The following is a 19250-nucleotide window of genomic DNA, read 5'->3' as shown; positions in this document are numbered from 1 at the left end:
GATCGCGCATCGCTTCCCCCCTCACCGGTCGCGCGGGACGACGATGTCGACGCGGCGGTTTCGGGCGCGCCCCTCCGGCGTCTTGTTGGAGGCCAGCGGCACGTCGGCGCCCTTGCCCTCCACCTCGACGCGCTCCGGCTTCGAGACGCCGGCCTTGATGATCTCGGCCACCGCCTTGGCGCGCTCCTGCGACAGCACGAAATTCGAGGGGAAGCGCACCGTCTTGATCGGGATCACGTCGGTATGGCCCACCACCTTGATCGGGCCTGCCCCCTTCTCCAGCAGCCCCGCGAGGCGTTGGATCAGGGCTTTGAAGGCCGGTTTGACCTGGGCATCGGCCGGGGCGAACAGCGCCGCAGCGACACGGATCACGATCTGGTTGCCGTTCTCGATCACCGAAATCGACGTATCGGCGATCTCGGTGCGCAAGGCCTCCTGGTACTGGCCGGCCTGGCTCGCGGGCGGCGGAGGGGGAGGGGGCGGCGGCGGCTTGTAGATCTGGCGCTGGATCGCGATCTCACCGCCGGGATGGAGCGTGACGAGGCCATCCGCGGCGGCCTCGGCGTTCCCGGTCAGCAGTGTGCGCAGCAGGAGGAAGAAGCCCAGCAGCAGCGCGGCGATCACCGCCGCCATGGCCCAGACCGGAATCTGGTACCGAAACGCCTCCGGCACGATCGCCTGCCCCTGCCAGCGCGGCGAAACCTCGCGGTCGACCGGCCGCGTCCGCCGCAGCAACTCGTAGAGATTGCGCTGGATCTGCTGCAGGTTCGCGGCTCCGCCCCCGGAGGTCCGGTGCACGCCCTGAAAGCCGATGCCGAGGCAGGCATGGATGAGTTCCAGCAGATGATAATTGCCGCTCGGGTCGACCTTGGCCTTGTCCAGTTCCTCGAAGAACCGGACACCGCCGACCCGCTCGCCGAAGAACCGGCTCAGCATGCTGTACTGCGCCCAGACGTGGCGCTCGTCGGTGGGAATGTTCTGGACGATGTCGTCGGCGGTGGCGCAGACGACATACTTGGCCGCCCTGACCTGCTCCGCCGAGACGCCGGCGCTGCGCGTCTGCGTCTCGAACTCGTCGATGCTGGCCGCGACCTGCTCCATCAGGTTGGAGAACGAGGCCTGCGAGAGCTGAACCCTCAGCCGTCCCAGCAGCAGCAGCAGGGGGCCCGCCGCCCGCAGGAACGGGTTGGCATTGGGCGCCACCACCACGTCCCGCTTCATCACGAGGGCGCGCTGGCGCTCGCCGGGTGCCGGGGCGACGGGAGCCGGCTGCGCCCGGGCGGCGAGGTCGGAATTCGCCCAATCGTCCTGGTCCGGCACCGGCGCGGCGCGCTGTGGCACCGGCGAGGGCGGCTGATAGGGCGGCGGCTCCGCGAGCTTTCGCCGCCCGCCGGGATCCGGCAGGATGATGGTGCGGTCGCTGCGGCCGAACGGATCGCTCATGCGGTTGGATCACCCAGGCCGCGGGAAGGCCCGCAGCAGAGGCGAGCCGGATCGGCGGTCACCCCCGCATCGCGCAAGGCGGACCGGAGCGTCATCGCCGCCCCTCGAGCACGGCCCACAGCTCGAGCTCCAGTTGCGGCCAGTCGCCGGAGAAGTGCATTCCGATCGACGAGGCGATGGAGAAGTCCGGCCAGAGCGGCGATTGCCGGTCGAGCAGGAAATAGACGTGGTCGGTGATCGCCCGGATCTGCGGGGGCGGCGTCGGCAGGTGGACCAGCGCCACGCCCGGCAGGTGGGCGTGGACGATCTCGTTCATCTTGGTGTTGGGGCCGATCTTGAAGAGCTGCGGGAACTGGGACTGGATCTCGGTCAGCGGTCGGCGTGCGGCGACCTCGAGGACGAGGCTGGCGTTGCGGAACAGGTTGCGGTCGCGGATCATCGAGACGAAGGCGTTGGGCGCCCGCTCGATGATCTCCAGGCGAATGGCACGGCGCCCGAGCTGGGCCGAGAGGAAGTCCTGGATGTCGCGCACCACGGGCGCGAAGGTGCTCTCGAGGTCGTCGTGGTCGTAGGGCGGGTAGCTGCGCGCCCGGCGTTCGGCGGTGGTGAAGGTCGCCAGTTCCCCGGCGATGCGCAGGAATTCCTCGTAGAGCCGCTCGGGGTGGACATAGCGGGAGCGTTCGAAGTGCTGCAACACCGGGATATGCCGGTTGAGCAGTTGCAGGATGAAGTAGTCGGCGCTCTGAAGGCCGCCCCCGGCGGTGGGGTCGGCGGCGTATCGGGCAAGTTCCTCGAGCTTGTTCTCGATCCAACCGATCACCCGCTCGATCCAGCCATGCACCACCGCATGGCTCGAACAGGCCAGCACCGGCGGGGCGAAGGTTTCGTCGAAGACGATGGTCCGGTCGCGCACCTCGACGATGCGTCCCACCGGGAGGCCGACATAGCCGGGCTTGGCGGTCTTGCGCAGCTCGTAGGCGAGGCGCGGCTGGGCGACGTCGATCTCCTCCTCGACCCGCAGGGCCGACGTCGTGTCGATGAGGCGTACGCTCGCCGGCACGAAGCGGCTGGCGCTCTCGGCCTCGGCCGGCTCGACCTCGCGCGTGTTGGGCGCACCGATCGGCATCGACAGCCAGACCACCTGCTTGGCCGCGCCGTCCGGTATGTCGATGGGGGGAGGCAGCGGGCTGTCGCCGGGGATATCGAACGGCGTGCCGTCCGGCATGATGCCGATCGCGCGCCGCACGGAAAATCGGCTTTGCTGGGCGAGATCGCGGTCGATCTCCAGGGTCGAGAACCCCCACGGATAGGGCGTGACGTGACGGGTCCGACTCTCGATCAGCCCTTCGACGTAGCGGTCGTTCTGCTGGAGATGATGCGGCCGCAGGAACAACCCCTCCGACCAGACTACCTTACTCTTCCAAGACATCGCCGCGCGTTCTCCCGGCCGAGATGGACGTCGTCCCTCCGCTCGCCCTGCGCCCGCATGCGGCCGGCTGAAACGCAGAGGCGGGCCGTGACCGCACGGAGCGCGCCGAAATCATACTGGCTTTTTTTGGTATGACCAGCACTTCACCCAGCGCTGCCGCCGGTTTCGACAGCGGAAATTCCGACCGCTAGCGTTTGTTGTCGTAGCAATCGGAGAAGAAGAGCATGAAGGCATCGACCAATCCGTCTTCGTGCGGAGAGGCCAGGGCATCCCAGCGCGTGGTGTAGATGTCCCACAGGCGCGCCTTGCGCGAGCCGAGCAGGCCTCCGAGGCCGCGATCCTTCTCGTCGGAGGCCTCGACGCCCTCCGGTCCCAGATCCTCGATCAGCAGCCGCAGGGCGTTCTGCATCGCCGCATAGGTCTTGACCTGATGGGTCTTCAGGTCGCGGAAGCTGGCGTCGAGCGCCCGCTCGGCGGTGAGATAGCCGCTCGACGGGCGCCCCATCATGATCCGCAGGGCATCGTCCACCGTGGGCGCGAATTTCAGCGGGTTGTTGTCGAGCGCCTGGATCATGGTCTGGCTGGTGGCGCGGGCCGCACGCTTGGATTCGGCGCGCGCGGCGAGGAGTTGTTTGAGGTTCTCCGCGCAGAAGCGCAGCAGCGCCCCCGCCTCCTGGGCCAGGTCCCCCGGATCCTGCCAGGCGAGCACGTCGGGCGAAATCCCGAGACCCGCCGCGAACCGCTGCACGAAGACGTCGTCCCGAATCGGGTCTGGCGGCCGTGGCACCTCCCGCCGCTCGCGCGGCTCGGTTTGGCTCGTTCTTGGTCCGGCCTCGGAGGCCGCGATGCGCGGGGCCGGCGCCCCCCATGGGCTGTCGCCGGGGGACGGATCCGGTTCGCGAAAAGCCTCGGGCTCGCGACGGCCTTCGGGGTGGGGCGGATCGGCCTCCCGGGGCGGTGGGAACGCAGCAGCCGGATCGTGCGGGCGCCGCGGCGTCGGCATGGGTGGCGGCAGCGGGGCGGCCGGCGGCGGGGTCGCGCGTGCCCAGTCCATGGCATCCTCGGGCTGCGCCTCCCGGCGCGGCGCGGGTTCGGCCCCCTGCCACCCCGGCAGGTCGACCGCCCAGTCGATGAAGTCGGGCTTGACCGGACGCAGCGCCGCCGGCGGTCTCAGGTCGCGGCTGGGGATCGGCGGGGGCACGGCCCCTTGCGGGTCCCAATACTCCCCTGGCGTGACGCCGAGGGCCGGAGCCGGCGGCACGGCCGCGGCCGCCTCGCCGTCGATCCGGACGAGGATGACGTAACGGCCGATCTGGATCCGATCGCCGTCCTTGAGGCGATGCGCCTCCTGGAGCCGCTGCGGATTGCGATTGAGGAAGGTGCCGTTGCGGGAGACGTCCTGCAGCCAGTAGCCGCCATCGCGGTGGCGCAACTCGGCATGCTTGCCCGAGATCGCCCGATCGGGGTCCGGCAAGGTCCAGTCGAGATACTGGTCGCGCCCGATATCGAGGCCGCGCCGGCCTGCGAGGCTGACGCTCAGGGGGCCGCCATCCGGCAGCGCGGCGACGTTTTCGATGGTGAGGGTCAGGCTCATCGTCTCGCTCGCCGCATCATCCCATAACCCTTCCGATCCGGGCGTGCCGACCGGTGCCCCGGTGCGAGGCCGGCGCGACGGAGAGCGGGCGGGGCATTCACCCTTCACCGCCGCGCGGGCGCATCAGCGGCACACCGATGTCGATGGAGGCCTGGAGCCGGTCGGAGCGCTCGCGGGCGTTGACGGTGGCCAAAGCCACGAGGATCGCGGTGCGCACGGCCTTCGGCGTCATCTCGGGGGTCGCCGGGACGATCGCGTGGACGCTGGGACCGACATTGCCGCCCGACCAGCCTGCCGCCAGAGCCACCCACGACGTGGCGAGTCGCCGGTTGCCCAACATGCCGAGCCGGAGCGCATCGCGGCGCAGGAGGTCGTCGGGATCGCGGACCCAGGCCTCGGCGGCCCGCAAGGGCGCATCCTCCTGGCCGTTGGCGATCCGCATCAGAAGGCGAACACTCTGGGCGGACCACCAGACCGCCTCGCGTCGGTCGAGGCTGTAGGCGAGGAGGCTGACCGCATCCTCCGGGGTGCCGCCGCGCCGCAGGCTTTCGAGAAAGACCAGGGGCGGTTCATCGGTCGGCGCGGCGCTGATGTCGCGCTCCGTGCTCGGAAAGGCCTCGAAGACTTCTCGGGCGGTACTGAAACGGGAGCCGGCCACGAACGCCTCGTCAGTTCAGCGTGATCATGGGGGCTTTTTCCTCGATCAGCGCGGTGCCCTGCACGGTGATCGTCCCGGCTTCGATGGTGATCGAGGCCGGGTCCATGGTGATCTTGCTCGCCCCGACCTCGAGCACGATCTTCGTGCCCGCCTTGATGTGGACTTCCTGGGCGACGTCGGATTTCCAGTTGCCGCTCTCGACCTTGAGGGTCTCGTCGCCGTTCTTCAGCGTCGTCGCACGGGAGGGCTTGCCGCAAGGCGTCGCGAACGCGACTCCGATCTCGCGGGTCTCGGTGTTGCGCACCACCGATTCGAGGTCTTTTTCCGCGCGCAACGTGATCGTCTCGGACGACTTCTTGTCGTCGAAGGTGAGCACGTTGGAGCCGCCGTGGCCCTTGGTCGAATCGGACTTCATGCCCGAGACGGTCTTCTCGTCCGGCAGCTTGTAGGGATACGGATAATCCTTGTTGTAGACGGCGCCGACGACGAGCGGCTGGTCCGGATCGCCCTCGAGGAACTGCACCACCACCTCCTGGCCGACGCGCGGGATCACCTGGAACCCCCAGGACTTTCCGGCCCACATCTGCGCCACGCGCACGGGACGCGAGATCCGGTCCTTGTCCCGGTTCCAATGGAACTGGATGAAGATGCGGCCCTCCTCGTCGACGTCGATCTCTTCGCTCTCCTTGCCCTTGCGCGTCACCACCATCGCGGTCTGCGGGCCGTGGACGCGTGGCCGCGGCGTCAGCAGCGGTGCGCGGAAAGGGCGGTCGACGGGGAGCAATTCGTAGACGCCGGAATAGACCTCGCCGGCTGCGGCGCCGTCCCCGCTCCGGTAGGTCTCCGGCGCGATGACGTGGCGTGCGGAGACGACGAGATACTGCCCATCGTCGGTGGGATGCTGGCGGATCGTGACGAGGCCGCCCGGATACAGGCTCGCGGCATCCCCCGACGCCGAACGGCGATGGTCCAAAGCCTGATCGGCTTCGAGCCGGACCTTGGTCCGCTTTCGGCCGAGATCGCGCTCGCTGTAGCGACCCGGGTAATCGTAGGATTCGAGACTGCTCTTGTCGTAGCGCTCCGAACCGCGCGCATCCGCCTTCAGATCGGCGGTGGGCTTCATGTAATCGAAGTCGTTGGTCGAGAATCGGCCGGTGCGGAAGCTGCGATCCGCCCGCCACGTCGAGACGTGCTCGCGCTCGCGCCGGTCCTGGCCGCCGAGCTGGATGAAGGGGATCGTCCCGCCACCGCCCTTCACCGGCTTGTGGCATGAGCGCGAATCGGCGAGCACCAGTTGATGCTTGCTCGCGCTGTGCTCGTGGAATGTATAGATCCCCCATTCCTCCAGCAGGCGCGAGACGAAGGCCAGATCGCTCTCGCGGTACTGGACGCAGTATTCGATCTTCTCGTAATCGCCGCGGCTGGCTTTGACCTCGAAATCGGTGAAGCCTGCAGCCTTGAACACCTCTTCGACGATGTCGACGACGCTCTTGTCCTTGAAGATGCGGCAGTTGGCCGTGCGCCCGAGCAGCCAGAACCAGGGCCGCAAGGTGAAACGATAGGCGTAGGACGCCTGCCGGACACCGGTCCAAACCGCATCCACGACCACGCCGTTGAAGCATCGCTCCACGCCGTCGTAGGAGCGGAACATCACGTGGGCATTCTTACCGAGGAGTTTGTCGAAGTCGAAGGCGCGCTCGTCACAGAGGGCGTCGACCGTGTATGCGAACAAGGTGCTCAGGCCTTCTTCGGCCTCGAAATGCGTCAAGGCAAACTTATCGCGACCAATCGAAGTCACCAACTCGGCAACGCGGCCGGAGTGAGAAAATTGGCTGGAGTGTTCCAAGCTCATATCTTGTTCCGAGCTAGATTTTTATTGTGTCTCGCATTGCTTGCGGCGTTCTTCAAGATTAGCATCCGCCTTATGTCCAGACATACGACTCGGGTGCGCGATATGATCAATGCGGGTTGGTGCTCTCTAGCCTTGCCGAGCCTCGTGTTCATTGCCCTTGGGGCGACCGCTTCGGCCGACCCGTCCTACAAGGCCTCCGATGTCGTCGCCCACTTTTCCGCCGGAAAGAAGCTCGGCGAACCGCGCGCCCTCTGTATCGGAACCGAGACCGAGTGCTCCAAACAGATACCAGAGCGGTCCAAGCCTGTCGACGGCTTCGATCTGCGCGTCAACTTCGATTACAATTCCGACCATCTCACCCAGCCGGCCCGCGCCAATCTGGACGAGTTCGTCCGGGCGCTGAAGGACCCGCAGCTGGCCGCCGCGCTCTTCGTGGTGGAGGGTCACACCGACGGGACGGGCAGCGACGCCTTCAACCTCGACCTGTCGATGCGGCGGGCGAACTCGGTGGTGGACTATCTGAAGGCCCGCGGCGTCGGCGGCGGCCGCCTCGAGGCCAAGGGCTATGGCAAGCAGAAGCCTTTGGTGCCCGATCCGAACGCCAGCGAGAATCGACGCGTCGAAACCCGGCTGAGGTTGGAATAGAGCCGGGAGCCGGCCGTTGCCGCTCCTCCTCGATCCATCGGCGTTGACCGAGCCACTCTCGGCGGAATCGCCCTGCGGCCCCGACCTCGAGGACGGCGGCGATCTCGACTTCCTCAACGGCCTCTCCCATGCCGAGGGGCTGCTGCCCACCGCCTTCTTCAGCCGCGATGACGAAGGCCGTCCGCAGCCCTTCGATCGGTCCGGCATCGATTTCGGGCGAGAGTACAAAGCGCTTCTGGCCCTGTTGGCGCGCACCCGGGATATCCGCATTCTCGTGCTGCTGGCGCGCCTCGCCATGCTGGACCGGGACCTGCCCGGTTTCGCGGGGGCGCTCGGAATCATCGCCAGCCTGCTGGAGAGCCGCTGGGGCGAGGTCCATCCCGCAGGCGAGAGCGGCGGGTTCGATCTGCGCAACGCCATCCTGCACGCCCTGGAGGACGTGCCGACGGTGATCATGCCGCTGCAGCACGTCGTCCTCGCCCAGAGCCGCCGCTACGGCCCGATCACCTTCCGCAGCGTGATGGTCGCCGACGGCGAAGTGCCGGCCCGCGAGGGCGAGCCCGTCCTGGACCGCCCCGGCATCGAGCGGGCGGTGGAGGAGACCGAGCCGGAGGCGCTGGCGGCCCGGCGGGATGCGCTCGCGGCGGTGACGGCGTCAGTGCGCCGGATCGGCGCCGTGACCCTCGCCGAGGGCGGCTATGCCGGCGCCGTCGGCCTCGACCGGCTCGGTGGTCTGGCCGGCCGCATCCACGATCTCCTCGCGGGCGCCGCCAAGCCCGTCGTCGAGGCTGCGGAGCCGGAGCAGGACGGTGTGTCGGCACCGCTCATCGCGCTGCGGCAGACCGGCCCGCTCGCCACGGTCGCGCAAGCCTCCGCGGCGCTGGCGGCGGCGGGGCTCTATCTGCGGAGCCGGGAGCCGTCGAGCCCGGCCGAAGTGCTGGTGCGCCAGGCGCAGATGCTCGTCGGCAAGTCCTTTCTGGAGGTGATGAACATCCTCGTGCCGGCCAACGCCGCCGACGCCAGCATCGCCATCGGGGCGAATCGAGCCTTGCGCCTCACCTTCGATCAACTCGCCGCGGTTCCGGACGACGCCTCGGGCGGCGCGGATCAGGAATCCGAGGAGGCGGACGCCGCGTCTCCCCCGCCGGTTCCGGCCACGACGCGCGCCGAGGCGATGACGCTGATCCGGGACGCCGGAGCCTTCTTCCGCCTGCACGAGCCCTCGAGCCCGATCCCGCTCCTCCTCGACAAGGCCATCGGCATGGCGGACCGGGATTTCCTGGCGATCCTCCGGGACGTGCTGCCGGACATCGGGTCCGCGTAGCGCATCGACGCGCGAGATTGGACTGACCACGACAATCTTCTTGCATGGCCGCCACGAATCTGTTGGACTGCTTTTGGTAATACCGACGGTGACACGCAGGCTCGGTTTCCGGGCCCTCCGGTGCGTCGAACGGTGTGGCCCTGAGGGCCACCGTGTAGTGTGGGGAAGTCTCCGGCGATGTCTGATTCGAGCCACAAGTTCATCAAGCGCAACCGGCCGCCGCGGGTGCACATCACCTACGAAGATCCCTACGACGCCGAGCGGAAAGTCGAGTTGCCCTTCGTGATGGGCGTGCTCTCGGATCTCTCCGGCAATGCCTCCACCGTGGAGAAGCCGGATGTGGCCGAACGCAAGTTCACCGACTTCGACATGGACAATTTCGATCAGCGCATGGCGGCGATCGATCCGGGCGTGAAATTCCACGTCAAGGACCGTCTATCCGATAGCGATGCGAAGTTGTCCGTCGAACTCCACTTCAAGAAGATGGACGATTTCGGCCCGGCGGCGATCGCCCGCCAGGTGCCACCGCTGGCCAAGCTTCTGGAGGCGCGCGAACAGCTCTCCAATCTGCTGCGCTACATGGACGGCAAGGTCGCCGCGAGCGACCAGATCAAGGCGCTCCTGAAGGATCCTGCCCTCATGGCAGCGCTGAAAGAACAGCTCGCCGCGCCGGCCGACGCCGCAGGCGAACAGCCGGCCGGCTAGAGCAAGATGCGGAAAAGTGGAATCCGGTTTTCCGAGACCATCATGCCAAAGCAATGAAAGAGAGCCCATCGCGGTTTCTGTGAAAACGCGATGGGCTCTCGGACGGCCTGCTGCCGACGCTTTCGTTTCTCTACCTTTACCCCGACCTTTGCTTTGAGAGTCACAACGATGGCCGCAGAGAGCACCGAGATTGCCAGGGACACCGTCGCCGCCGGCGGGGAGGCGGTGGAGGCCAACGAATTCGCTGCCCTGCTGAAGCAAAGCTTCAAACCGCGCACCGAACGCGCGGCCACGGAGGTGGAGAATGCCGTCAGCACCCTGATCCGCGAGGCGCTGTCGGACTCGACGTTGATCAAGGATGACGTCCTCGACACCATCGAGGAGATGATCGCGCGCATCGACAGCAAGCTGACGGCGCAGGTCAACGAGATCCTGCACACGCCCGATTTCCAGAAGATCGAGAGTGCATGGCGTGGGCTGAACTATCTCGTGTTCAATTCCGAGACCGATACGACCTTGAAGATCAAGGTCATCAATGTCTCGAAGCAGGAGATGGCCAAGAACCTCCGGCTTTATCCCGGCGCGCGCTGGGATCAGAGCCCACTGTTCAAGAAGGTCTACGAGGCGGAGTTCGGCCAGCTCGGTGGCGAGCCCTACGGGTGCCTGATCGCCGACTATTCCTTCAGCCACCTGTCCCAGGACGTGCAGCTCCTGCGCGAACTCGGCAAGGTCGCGAGCGCGGCCCACGCGCCCCTGTTCGCGGCGGCGGATCCGACGCTCCTCGGGATGGATGCGTTCACGGAGCTGGCCAACCCCCGCGACCTCTCCAAGATCTTCGACACGCCCGACTACGTCCAATGGAAGGGCCTGCGCGACTCACCCGATTCCCGCTACGTCGGGCTCTGCATGCCCCGCGTTCTGGCGCGCGTTCCCTACGGCGCCAAGACCGAGCCGGTCGACGAGTTCGCCTTCGAGGAGGAGACCGACGGGCATGCGGGCGACAAGTACGCCTGGATGAGTGCGGCCTACGCCATGGCCGTCAACATCAACCGCGCCTACAAGGATTGCGGTTGGACGGTGCGCATTCGCGGCGTCCAATCGGGCGGCGAAGTCGTCAACCTGCCGAGCCACACCTTCCCCACCGATGACGGCGGCATCGACCTCAAATGCCCCACCGAGATCGCGATCAGCGATCGGCGCGAGGCGGAGCTGGCCAAATCCGGCCTGATCCCCCTGATCCACCGCAAGAACACCGACAAGGCCGCCTTCATCGGCGCGCAATCGGTCTACAAGCCGAAGCAGTTCTACGGCGAGAAGGGCGTCGAGGCCACCGCCTCGGACAATCTCTCGTCCAGACTTCCCTACATGTTCGCCGTGTCGCGCTTCGCCCATTACTTGAAGTGCATGGTGCGCGACAAGATCGGCTCGACCAAGGAGCGTGATCAGCTGACCCGCTGGCTGCAGGAATGGATCAACGAATACGTCGACGGCGATCCGACGAATTCCAGCGAGCACACCAAGGCGCGCAAGCCGCTCGCCGCCGCACGGGTCGACATCTTCGAGGACGAAGAGAATCCAGGCTATTACTCGGCGAAGTTCTATCTCCGGCCGCATTACCAGCTTGAGGGAATGGATATCGGCATGAGCCTCGTCTCGCGGCTTCCGGCGCCGAAACAGTAGCGCGCCTCGAAAAACGCAACGCTATCTCTCTCCTCTCGAACGGCGCCCGGGGCCACCCAGCGGTCGACGACCGCCTTTCCCGGCGCCGGCGAGCGCGCGCTTCGCTGAATCGGAAGCCGGTTCGGCGTAAAAACCTGCAGCGGAACAAGCACTTGGAGACGTGATCCGAGCCGATGGCATCGGGAGCGGCTCCCGGTTTTCAAAGACGATACCGGTCAAGGAAGGAACATCACATGGCGGTCGACATCTTCTTCAAGCTCGATGGCATCAAGGGCGAGGCTCAGGACGACAAGTACAAGGACGAGATCGACGTCTTGGCCTGGTCCTGGGGTGCCTCGCAATCGGGCACGACGCATGGCGGCTCCGGCTCGGGCGCGGGCAAGGTCACGGTTCAGGATCTGAGCGTGACCAAGTATATCGACAAGTCGAGTGCGGCGTTGTTTCAGCATTGCTGCAATGGCAAGCATATCAAGAAGGGCAAGCTCATCGTGCGGAAGGCCGGCGACAAGCCGCTGGAATACCTCACCATCGAGCTCGAAGAGGTCATGATCACCCATATCTCCATGGGCGGCTCAGGCAGCGAAGATCGACTCACCGAAAACGTGACCTTCAACTTCGGCCAGTTCCATGTGAAGTATGCCCAGCAGAACAAAGATGGTTCGAAGGGCGCCGAAGTGGAGCATAAGTTCCACATCGCGCAAAACAAGCAACTCTAACCCAATCCGGAATCCCGTCTCGTTCGGGACGGGATTCCAGGGACGGCGCCCGCGGAAGGGAACATCGGCGGCCCGGTCCCGGCTCGCCCTAGGTGTCGAGGTGACGAAGTGGGTTCGAGAGCCGAGGTCAAGCGCGTCCGCATCCCGCTGATGGAGGCGTTCCGTGCGGCCCATGCCGACAAGGATGCCCGGACCCATCTCGAAATTCGGGAGGAGGGCGGAGAACGGGTGATCGCCGGCCGTCGGACCAGCGCGCGGGCGGCCGTGAGCACGTCCGACCTCCAGCGCAGCGTGGCGCGGGATCTGGAGCGGCTGATGAACGCCGTGAACTTCGCGGCCGGCACCGATCTCAGTGCCTTCCCCCATGTGGGGCGCTCCGTGCTGAACCACGGTTTCGTCGACATCGCCCGGATGTCGATCGAGGACAGCGCCGTCGACGAGATCGCCGGTGAGATCGAGACGGTGCTGCGTATCTTCGAACCGCGGCTCGCGGCGGGCTCGGTATCCGCGCGGCGCGACACGTCCGTCGACCCGGCCGACCTGAAACTGCGGTTCGTGGTGCGCGCCGAGATCGCCGCCGACCCCCTCAACGTCCCGGTCGAGTTCGTGGCGGACCTCGAGCGCGACACCGGGCGGATCAAGGTGCTCCAGCGATGACCCGGCCGGCGGCCTTCGTCGCGCGACCGCTCGGGCGGCCGTCGTGAACCGCGAATTCCTCGACCTGTACAACCGGGAGCTCGGGTTCCTGCGTGAGCATGCGCGCGAGTTCGCGGACGAGTATCCCGGCATCGCCGAACGGCTCGGCGGCCTCGTCGAAGGCCACACCGACCCGATGATCGCGGGCCTGCTGGAGGGGGCCGCCTTCCTGGCCGCGCGGGTGCAGGTGAAGCTCAAGCATGAATTCCCGGAATTCACCCAGAACCTGCTGGAGCAGCTGGTCCCGAACTACCTCGCACCGACGCCCTCGGTGATGCTGGCCCGTGTACAGCCGGCCTTCGGCGACGCCGCCCTGCGCGATGGCCCGCGCATTCCCCGCGGTGCCAGCCTCGACGCGAGCTATCGTGAGCGCGAGCGCCAGATCGCCTGCCGCTTCCGGACGACCGCCGACCTCAGGATCTGGCCCTTCGACATCACGGGGGCCGAGTATCTGAGCCATGCGGGGCCTCTCCAGGCGCTCGGCGTCGGCGGCCCCGAGGCGGTGGCGGGCCTGCGCCTGACGCTGACCCACCGGACCGCCGCGCGCATCGAGGACGAAGCCGGCGAGAAGGCCTCGGCCGCCGACCCGCAGACCTGGTTTTCCGGCTGCCCCCTCGACGACCTGCCGATCCATCTCGTCGGCCCGGAGGCCGACGCGGTGGCGGTCTACGAGCAGCTCTTCGCCGATTGCAACGGGATCTTCTTGCGCCACCTCGATGCGTTCGGCGATCCCGTCATCCGGGCGCTGCCCCGTGACAGCCTGATGCCGGTCGGCTTCGAGCCGGGCGACGCCTTGATCCCGAAGGACGATCGCCTCTTCGACGGCTTCGATCTGCTGCGCGAGTACTTCACCTTTCCGCGCAAGTTCCTCGGTTTCCGGCTGGTGGGCCTGGCCCCCCTGTTGGCGGCCGTGCGCACGCGGAAGCTCGAAATCGTCTTCACTTTCGACGAGGCCAATGTCCGCCTCGGTTCGGCGGTGCGCCCGGACGCGTTTGCGCTCTATGCCGTCCCCGCAATCAACCTGTTCGAGATGACCCTCGACCGGGTGCAGGTCGATGCGCGGCAGCACGAGTACCATCTCGTGGCCGACCGCAGCCGAAACCTCGATTTCGAGCCGCACCGGATCCTGCAGGTCTTCGCCCACCTGCCCGGGCGACCGGACAAGGTGCCGGTCCGGCCGCTCTACGCCCCGTCAACCGCGGCGGATGGCGGCGCGCTGTCCTACACGGTGCGGCGGCTGCCCCGGCGACGGTCCGGCAAGGAGCGCGCCTACGGTTCGGTGTCGGACTATACCGGGACGGAGATGTTCCTCTCGCTCATCGAGCCGGCGCGCCTCGATGCGGAGAGCGGGGTGGCCGAGCTCAGCGTGCGGGCCCTCTGCTCGAACCGGCACCTGCCGGAGCTGCTGCCGGTGGGCCAGGCCGGCGTGGATTTCCGCTTTTCCGACGACGGCGCCCTCGCGGTCGTCTGCGCCGCCGGACCGACGCGGCCGCGCGAGCCGGTGGTGGCGCAGTTGCGCGGGCGCTCCGAGACCCTGTTCACCGGCGCCGTCTCCTGGCGCCTGATCAGCCTGCTCAGCCTCAACCCGCTGGGCCTCGTCCAGCGCGGCGCCGGGCGTGGCGGTGAGGCGCTGCGCGAAGCCCTGATGCTGTTCGCCGACCTCGCCGACAGTGCCGTGGAACGGCGCATCCGGGGCGTGCGCAGCGTCGACAGCCGACCCGTGGTGCGACGCCTGCGCCAGCGGATCGGAACCGGCACCGCCCGGGGCACCGAGGTGACGGTGTTGTTCGAAGACAAGGCCTTCGAGGGCACCGGCGCCTACCTGCTCGGCGCGATCCTCGAACGCTTCTTTGCGGAATACGCCTCGCTCAACCACTTCACGCAGACCGTGATTCGCACGGTCGAGCGCGGCGAAATCATGCGTTGGCCGCCCCGCATCGGCGGCAGGAGGCTGCTGTGAGCTTCGCCGATTCGCTCCAGGCCGCGCCCTGGGCCCACGATTTCCTGGCGACTTTGCGCCGGATCGAGCGCAGCTTTCCCGACAAGCCCCGCATCGGCGACAGCGCCGCGCGGAGCGAGGACGCCGTGACCCTCGGCCAGGACCCCTACCTGCAGTTTCCCGCAGCCAACATCGCCGCCGCGACCCTCGACCAGTCCGGCCGGCTGCGCTTGATCGTCAAGTTCCTCGGCCTTTTCGGGCCGCAGGGTGCCCTGCCGCTGGCCACCACCGACGAGGCCTATACGTGGCTCCTGGAGCGCGACGACGCGTTGCCGCGCTTCCTCGACGTGATCAACAACCGCTTCCTGCAGCTCTTCTACCGGGCCTGGGCGGATGCGCGCCCCATCGCCCAGGCCGAACATCCGGCGGCCGACCGCTTCGAGACCTATGTCGGCGCGATGATCGGGCTCGGCTCTCCGATCTTCCGCGACCTCGACGCGGTGCCGGATGCCGGCAAGATCGCCTTTGCCGGATTGATGGCGCCCGCCGCCCGCTCCGCATCGCGCCTGCGCAACGCGGTCTCGGGCCTGCTCGGGGTCACGGTCGAGGTGGAGCAGCTGGTCGGCGCCTTCCTCGAATTCGAGCCGGCGGACCGCTCCCGCCTCGGCGGCGTCAACGCGACGCTCGGGCGAGACCTGCTGCTCGGGAGCAGCGTGTTTTCCATCGAGGACCGGATCAGGCTGTGCATCTTCGCCGCCGACCTGTCCGACTACGAACGCCTGCTGCCGGGGGGGGCCAAGTGCCGTCCCCTGGCCGACCTGGTGTTCTTCTATCTCGGCGACGAACTCGATTGGGACGTGGAACTGGCGCTGCCCGTGGATGCGGTCGCGCCCGTCTGCCTCGGGCGGGCGGGACGTCTCGGCTACACCGCATGGATGGGCCGCGGCGCGGGACCGGCCGGCGGCGATCACCGGCGCGACGCCCGCTTCCACCCAGCCGAGCGTGCCGGCCGTGTCGACCAACGCAGTGGGAGCCGGGCGTGAGCGACATCAGCCTCGAGACCGTCACGGGTAAGCTCAACCGGGTCGGCTATGACGCCTTCATCCAGGCTTTGCGGCAGGCGCGGGGCGCCGGCAACCGCAACGTCGAGCTCGCGCATTGGCTCGCGCGCCTGCACGCGCAAGACGGCTCTGACCTCGCGCTGACCGCCGACCGCTACAAGCTCGATCGCGGGCAGCTTTCGGCGGACCTCGCCAAGGCGGTCGACGCGCTCAAGCGCAACGAGACCGAGATGCCGGGCATCGCCAACGGCCTCGTCGACCTGCTCGACCGGGGCTGGCACTACGCGACGCTGCTGTTCGGCGAGACCCAGATCCGTTCCGGCCACCTCCTGGTGGGCGCCCTCAAGTCCAACGAGCTGCGCCGCGCCTTGCTGGCCCTGTCGCCGGAATTCGGCAGGATCCCGATCGATGCCCTGATGGGCGAATACCGCAGCGTCTGGGCGACGTCCGACGAGGAAAACCTGCGGCCGATGGACGGGGCCGGACCGGTGGCCGCCGGCTCACCTGGTGCGACCGCCGGCGCCAAGGGGCAGACCGCCCTCGACCGCTATTCCCAGGACCTCACGGCGAAGGCCCGGTCCGGCGAGATGGACCCGATCCGCGGCCGCGACGAGGAGATCCGCCAGCTCGTCGACGTGCTGATGCGTCGTCGCCAGAACAACCCGATCCTCACCGGGGAGGCCGGCGTCGGCAAGACCGCGGTGGTGGAGGGCTTCGCCCAGGCGATCGCCGCCGGCACGGTACCGCCCGCCCTCAAGGGTGTGCGGCTCTGCGCCCTCGATATCGGCCTGATGCAGGCCGGTGCCTCGATGAAGGGCGAGTTCGAGCAGCGCCTGCGCTCGGTCATCGACGAGGTGCAGTCCTCCCCGATCCCGATCATCCTGTTCATCGACGAGGCCCACACGCTGATCGGCGCCGGAGGCCAGGCCGGCACCGGGGATGCGGCCAACCTCCTCAAACCGGCCTTGGCGCGCGGCACCCTCAAGACCATCGCCGCCACCACCTGGTCGGAGTACCGCCAGTACATCGAGAAAGACCCGGCCCTGACCCGCCGCTTCCAGCCGATCCAGGTCGGCGAGCCGGGCGTGGCACAATGCTGCGACATGCTGCGCGGTCTGCTCGGGCCGATGGAGACGCACCACGCCGTGCGGATCTCCGACGCCGCGATCGTGGCCGCGGTGAACCTCTCCCACCGCTACATCCCAGCCCGGCAACTGCCCGACAAGGCGGTGAGCCTGCTCGATACGGCGAGCGCGCGGGTGTCGATCAGCCAGACCGCGGTCCCGGCGGCGATCGAGGATGCACGGGTGGCGATCCGCGCCCAGGACAGCGCGCGGGCCGGCCTCGTCGGCGACCAGGAACTCGGCCACGACGAAGCGATCCGGATCGCCGAGATCGACGCGCAGATTCTGGTGCTTCAGGACGCGGTGGCATCACTGGAGGCCGCCTGGGCCGAGGAGACGGCCCTCGTCACCGAAATCCGGGCGCTGCGCGCCGCACTGTCGGAGCCGGACGCGGCCAAGGCGCCGGACACCGCCCCGGAGCCTGTCGGGGCGAGCCTGGAGCATGGTGACGTCGCCGATGTGAACCTTCCGACGCAGCCGGCCGACCAGCGCGCCCGCCTCACGGAGCTGACCGCGCGCCTCGACGCGATCGATCCCGAGCGGCGCATGATCTACGCCCATGTCGACGAACAGGCGGTGGCCTCCGTCGTCTCCGACTGGACCGGCATCCCCGTGGGGCGGATGGTCCGCGACGAGATCGAGACCGTGCTGCGCCTGCCCGAAATCCTGAACCGGCGGGTGGTCGGCCAGTCGCACGGGCTGGCGATGATCGCCAAGCGCATCGAGACCAATCGGGCCAAGCTCGACAACCCGGAAAAGCCGATCGGCGTGTTCATGCTGTGCGGGCCCTCCGGCGTCGGCAAGACCGAGACCGCGCTGGCCCTCGCCGAAGCCCTCTACGGCGGCGAGCAGAACATGATCACCATCAACATGAGCGAGTTCCAGGAGGCGCATTCCGTCTCCTCGCTCAAGGGCGCCCCGCCCGGCTATGTCGGCTACGGCGAGGGCGGCCGCCTGACCGAGGCGGTGCGGCGCAAGCCCTACAGTGTCATCCTCCTCGACGAGGTCGAGAAGGCCCATCCCGATGTGCACGAGATCTTCTTCCAGGTCTTCGACAAGGGCGTGATGGAGGACGGCAACGGCCGCCGGATCGACTTCAAGAACACGCTGATCATTCTGACCTCGAATGTCGGCACCGACCTGATCATGCAGCTTTCGCGCGATCCCACTTACGCCTCGAATACCGATGCGCTGGCCCAGGCATTGCGGCCCTCGCTCCTGAAGGTCTTTCCCGCAGCCCTCCTCGGGCGGATCGTGACGATCCCGTATTTCCCGCTGTCGCCCGACATGCTCGGCAGCATTGTACGACTGCAACTCGACCGCATCGGCCGGCGCATCCGCGAGAACCACGGCACGGTGTTCTCCTACGACGCCGCGGTGGTGGAGCACATCGTTTCGCGCTGCAACGATCCAGATTCGGGCGGCCGGATGATCGACAATATCATCACGAATACGATGCTGCCTGAGCTTTCACGGGACATCTTGAATGCGAGTCTGGTCGGAAAACCAGTCGATAAAGTCCAGGTCAGCGCGTGTGAAGACGGTTTCCTCTTCCATTGGGACTGACGGTGTCGACTGGCCCGCATTTGGGCTTGCAAGGATCGAAGCCTCCTCCGAAGGCCGTGATCGGCAACGGAGCGTATCGGTTTTCTGAAAGAGGACAGAGCTATGAGCACCCCCGTCCTGAACAGCGCGCTCTTCAAGGACGATGAGCGCCTTCAGAAAGCAGCGATCGATCACAAATATCACGTCAAGAACGGCGATCAGGGTCTCTATGTTCGTCGTATTCAGTACTTCTTCTATGGAATGGACGTTTTTCATAAGATGTATGAAATCGTCAACAATGCTGTCGGTCCGCTGTCGGTAGCGGAACCTTGGAGTGATATGACAAAATATCTGGCGAACGCATATTACGGAAACGCCACGTCATACGGCGTCTGGATCTACAAGGACCATTATCGGATCATCGGCAAAGGCGATCAGACGACGGTTGATGACATCTTCGAAGTATTGACCGTCCGACATATGGACGCGACAGCAAAGACCGACTTCAAAGTCCATCCGATAACCTTACGGGAGCAGATGACAGCCGGTGCCCCCAACGTCTTGAAGCCCGCGGTCGCTGCGGGGATGGGCGTCGGCGGCGCGATGCTGTCACGCGCGCGGTGAGGTCGTGGACCAGATCGATACGTCTTTCATGATGGCAACCGCGAAGACTGATCCAACCGGACAGCAACCTTGCCCCGAGCTGCACGTCCCGAAAGCCGGCAGCCGAATCGCATGCGGGCGCCCCGAAGAGCAGAGACAATTCGATTTCCTAAAACACACGCCTGACACGGACGAAACGACGACACCGCGCGCAGCATTGAGGGACGGACACTTCG

15 protein-coding genes are annotated in these 19250 nt (G+C 67.0%); 10 read left to right on the top strand and 5 right to left on the bottom strand.

What is annotated here, in order from left to right; translation table 11 throughout:
• Window positions 1–21: 21 nt before the first annotated feature.
• The 5 genes from icmH to tssI all read right to left on the bottom strand — a co-directional run bounded on the left by icmH (window position 22) and on the right by tssI (window position 6892).
• Window positions 22–1443: a type IVB secretion system protein IcmH/DotU gene (gene icmH, locus G3T14_RS07030; RefSeq protein WP_163641473.1), complete on the bottom strand. Its 1422-nt coding sequence runs from the start codon at window positions 1441–1443 to the stop codon at window positions 22–24.
• 91 nt (window positions 1444–1534) lie between these two features.
• Window positions 1535–2872 carry a type VI secretion system baseplate subunit TssK gene (tssK, locus tag G3T14_RS07025; protein WP_163641471.1) on the bottom strand — a complete coding sequence of 446 codons (1338 nt, stop codon included), beginning with the start codon at window positions 2870–2872 and terminating at the stop codon, window positions 1535–1537.
• Between the two features lie 187 nt (window positions 2873–3059).
• Window positions 3060–4466 (bottom strand): type VI secretion system-associated FHA domain protein TagH, encoded by a 1407-nt coding sequence (tagH, locus tag G3T14_RS07020; RefSeq protein ID WP_163641462.1) that lies wholly within the window; start codon window positions 4464–4466, stop codon window positions 3060–3062.
• 97 nt (window positions 4467–4563) lie between these two features.
• Window positions 4564–5124 (bottom strand): hypothetical protein, encoded by a 561-nt coding sequence (locus G3T14_RS07015; protein WP_163641453.1) that lies wholly within the window; start codon window positions 5122–5124, stop codon window positions 4564–4566.
• 10 nt (window positions 5125–5134) lie between these two features.
• Window positions 5135–6892, bottom strand: a complete 1758-nt coding sequence (gene tssI / locus G3T14_RS07010) for a type VI secretion system tip protein TssI/VgrG (RefSeq protein WP_348645228.1) — start codon at window positions 6890–6892, stop codon at window positions 5135–5137.
• Here tssI and G3T14_RS25535 point away from each other — a divergent pair.
• The 10 genes from G3T14_RS25535 (at window position 6779) to G3T14_RS06960 (ending at window position 19035) form a co-directional block, all read left to right on the top strand.
• Complete coding sequence (locus G3T14_RS25535) at window positions 6779–7621, top strand: OmpA family protein (RefSeq protein ID WP_348645227.1); 843 nt, start codon at window positions 6779–6781, stop codon at window positions 7619–7621. The genes tssI and G3T14_RS25535 overlap by 114 nt on opposite strands.
• Before the next feature lie 16 nt (window positions 7622–7637).
• A complete protein-coding gene (locus G3T14_RS07000) occupies window positions 7638–8945 on the top strand; it encodes a type VI secretion system ImpA family N-terminal domain-containing protein (protein WP_163641440.1) in 1308 nt (435 codons plus the stop codon).
• Between the two features lie 177 nt (window positions 8946–9122).
• A complete protein-coding gene (tssB, locus tag G3T14_RS06995) occupies window positions 9123–9650 on the top strand; it encodes a type VI secretion system contractile sheath small subunit (protein ID WP_163641438.1) in 528 nt (175 codons plus the stop codon).
• Between the two features lie 168 nt (window positions 9651–9818).
• Window positions 9819–11330: a type VI secretion system contractile sheath large subunit gene (gene tssC, locus G3T14_RS06990; RefSeq protein ID WP_163641430.1), complete on the top strand. Its 1512-nt coding sequence runs from the start codon at window positions 9819–9821 to the stop codon at window positions 11328–11330.
• A gap of 233 nt (window positions 11331–11563) precedes the next feature.
• A complete protein-coding gene (locus G3T14_RS06985) occupies window positions 11564–12046 on the top strand; it encodes a type VI secretion system tube protein Hcp (protein ID WP_163641421.1) in 483 nt (160 codons plus the stop codon).
• Between the two features lie 108 nt (window positions 12047–12154).
• Window positions 12155–12703: a type VI secretion system baseplate subunit TssE gene (gene tssE / locus G3T14_RS06980; protein ID WP_348645226.1), complete on the top strand. Its 549-nt coding sequence runs from the start codon at window positions 12155–12157 to the stop codon at window positions 12701–12703.
• 43 nt (window positions 12704–12746) lie between these two features.
• The gene (tssF, locus tag G3T14_RS06975; protein ID WP_163641412.1) at window positions 12747–14702 is read left to right on the top strand and encodes a type VI secretion system baseplate subunit TssF; all 1956 of its coding nucleotides are present in this window, start codon (window positions 12747–12749) and stop codon (window positions 14700–14702) included.
• The gene (tssG, locus tag G3T14_RS06970) at window positions 14699–15724 is read left to right on the top strand and encodes a type VI secretion system baseplate subunit TssG (protein ID WP_348645225.1); all 1026 of its coding nucleotides are present in this window, start codon (window positions 14699–14701) and stop codon (window positions 15722–15724) included. The genes tssF and tssG overlap by 4 nt, the downstream gene beginning before the upstream one ends.
• The gene (tssH, locus tag G3T14_RS06965; RefSeq protein WP_163641396.1) at window positions 15721–18432 is read left to right on the top strand and encodes a type VI secretion system ATPase TssH; all 2712 of its coding nucleotides are present in this window, start codon (window positions 15721–15723) and stop codon (window positions 18430–18432) included. The genes tssG and tssH overlap by 4 nt, the downstream gene beginning before the upstream one ends.
• A gap of 102 nt (window positions 18433–18534) precedes the next feature.
• A complete protein-coding gene (locus tag G3T14_RS06960) occupies window positions 18535–19035 on the top strand; it encodes a hypothetical protein (RefSeq protein WP_163641389.1) in 501 nt (166 codons plus the stop codon).
• The last annotated feature ends 215 nt before the right edge of the window (window positions 19036–19250 follow it).

The organism is Methylobacterium sp. BTF04 (genome assembly GCF_010692745.1).
In the GTDB taxonomy this organism is placed as follows: domain Bacteria; phylum Pseudomonadota; class Alphaproteobacteria; order Rhizobiales; family Beijerinckiaceae; genus Methylobacterium.
Note: the sequence above shows the minus strand (reverse complement) of the source record. Positions and strands in the feature narration are given on the sequence as shown.

Excerpts from the sequence above, each read along its gene's own strand:
- G3T14_RS06960 (WP_163641389.1), top strand. The coding sequence starts at position 18,535 with ATGAGCACCCCCGTCCTGAACAGCGCGCTCTTCAAGGACGATGAGCGC.
- tssK (WP_163641471.1), bottom strand. The coding sequence starts at position 2,872 with ATGTCTTGGAAGAGTAAGGTAGTCTGGTCGGAGGGGTTGTTCCTGCGG.
- tssB (WP_163641438.1), top strand. The coding sequence starts at position 9,123 with ATGTCTGATTCGAGCCACAAGTTCATCAAGCGCAACCGGCCGCCGCGG.
- G3T14_RS06985 (WP_163641421.1), top strand. The coding sequence starts at position 11,564 with ATGGCGGTCGACATCTTCTTCAAGCTCGATGGCATCAAGGGCGAGGCT.
- icmH (WP_163641473.1), bottom strand. The coding sequence starts at position 1,443 with ATGAGCGATCCGTTCGGCCGCAGCGACCGCACCATCATCCTGCCGGAT.
- tssC (WP_163641430.1), top strand. The coding sequence starts at position 9,819 with ATGGCCGCAGAGAGCACCGAGATTGCCAGGGACACCGTCGCCGCCGGC.
- tagH (WP_163641462.1), bottom strand. The coding sequence starts at position 4,466 with ATGAGCCTGACCCTCACCATCGAAAACGTCGCCGCGCTGCCGGATGGC.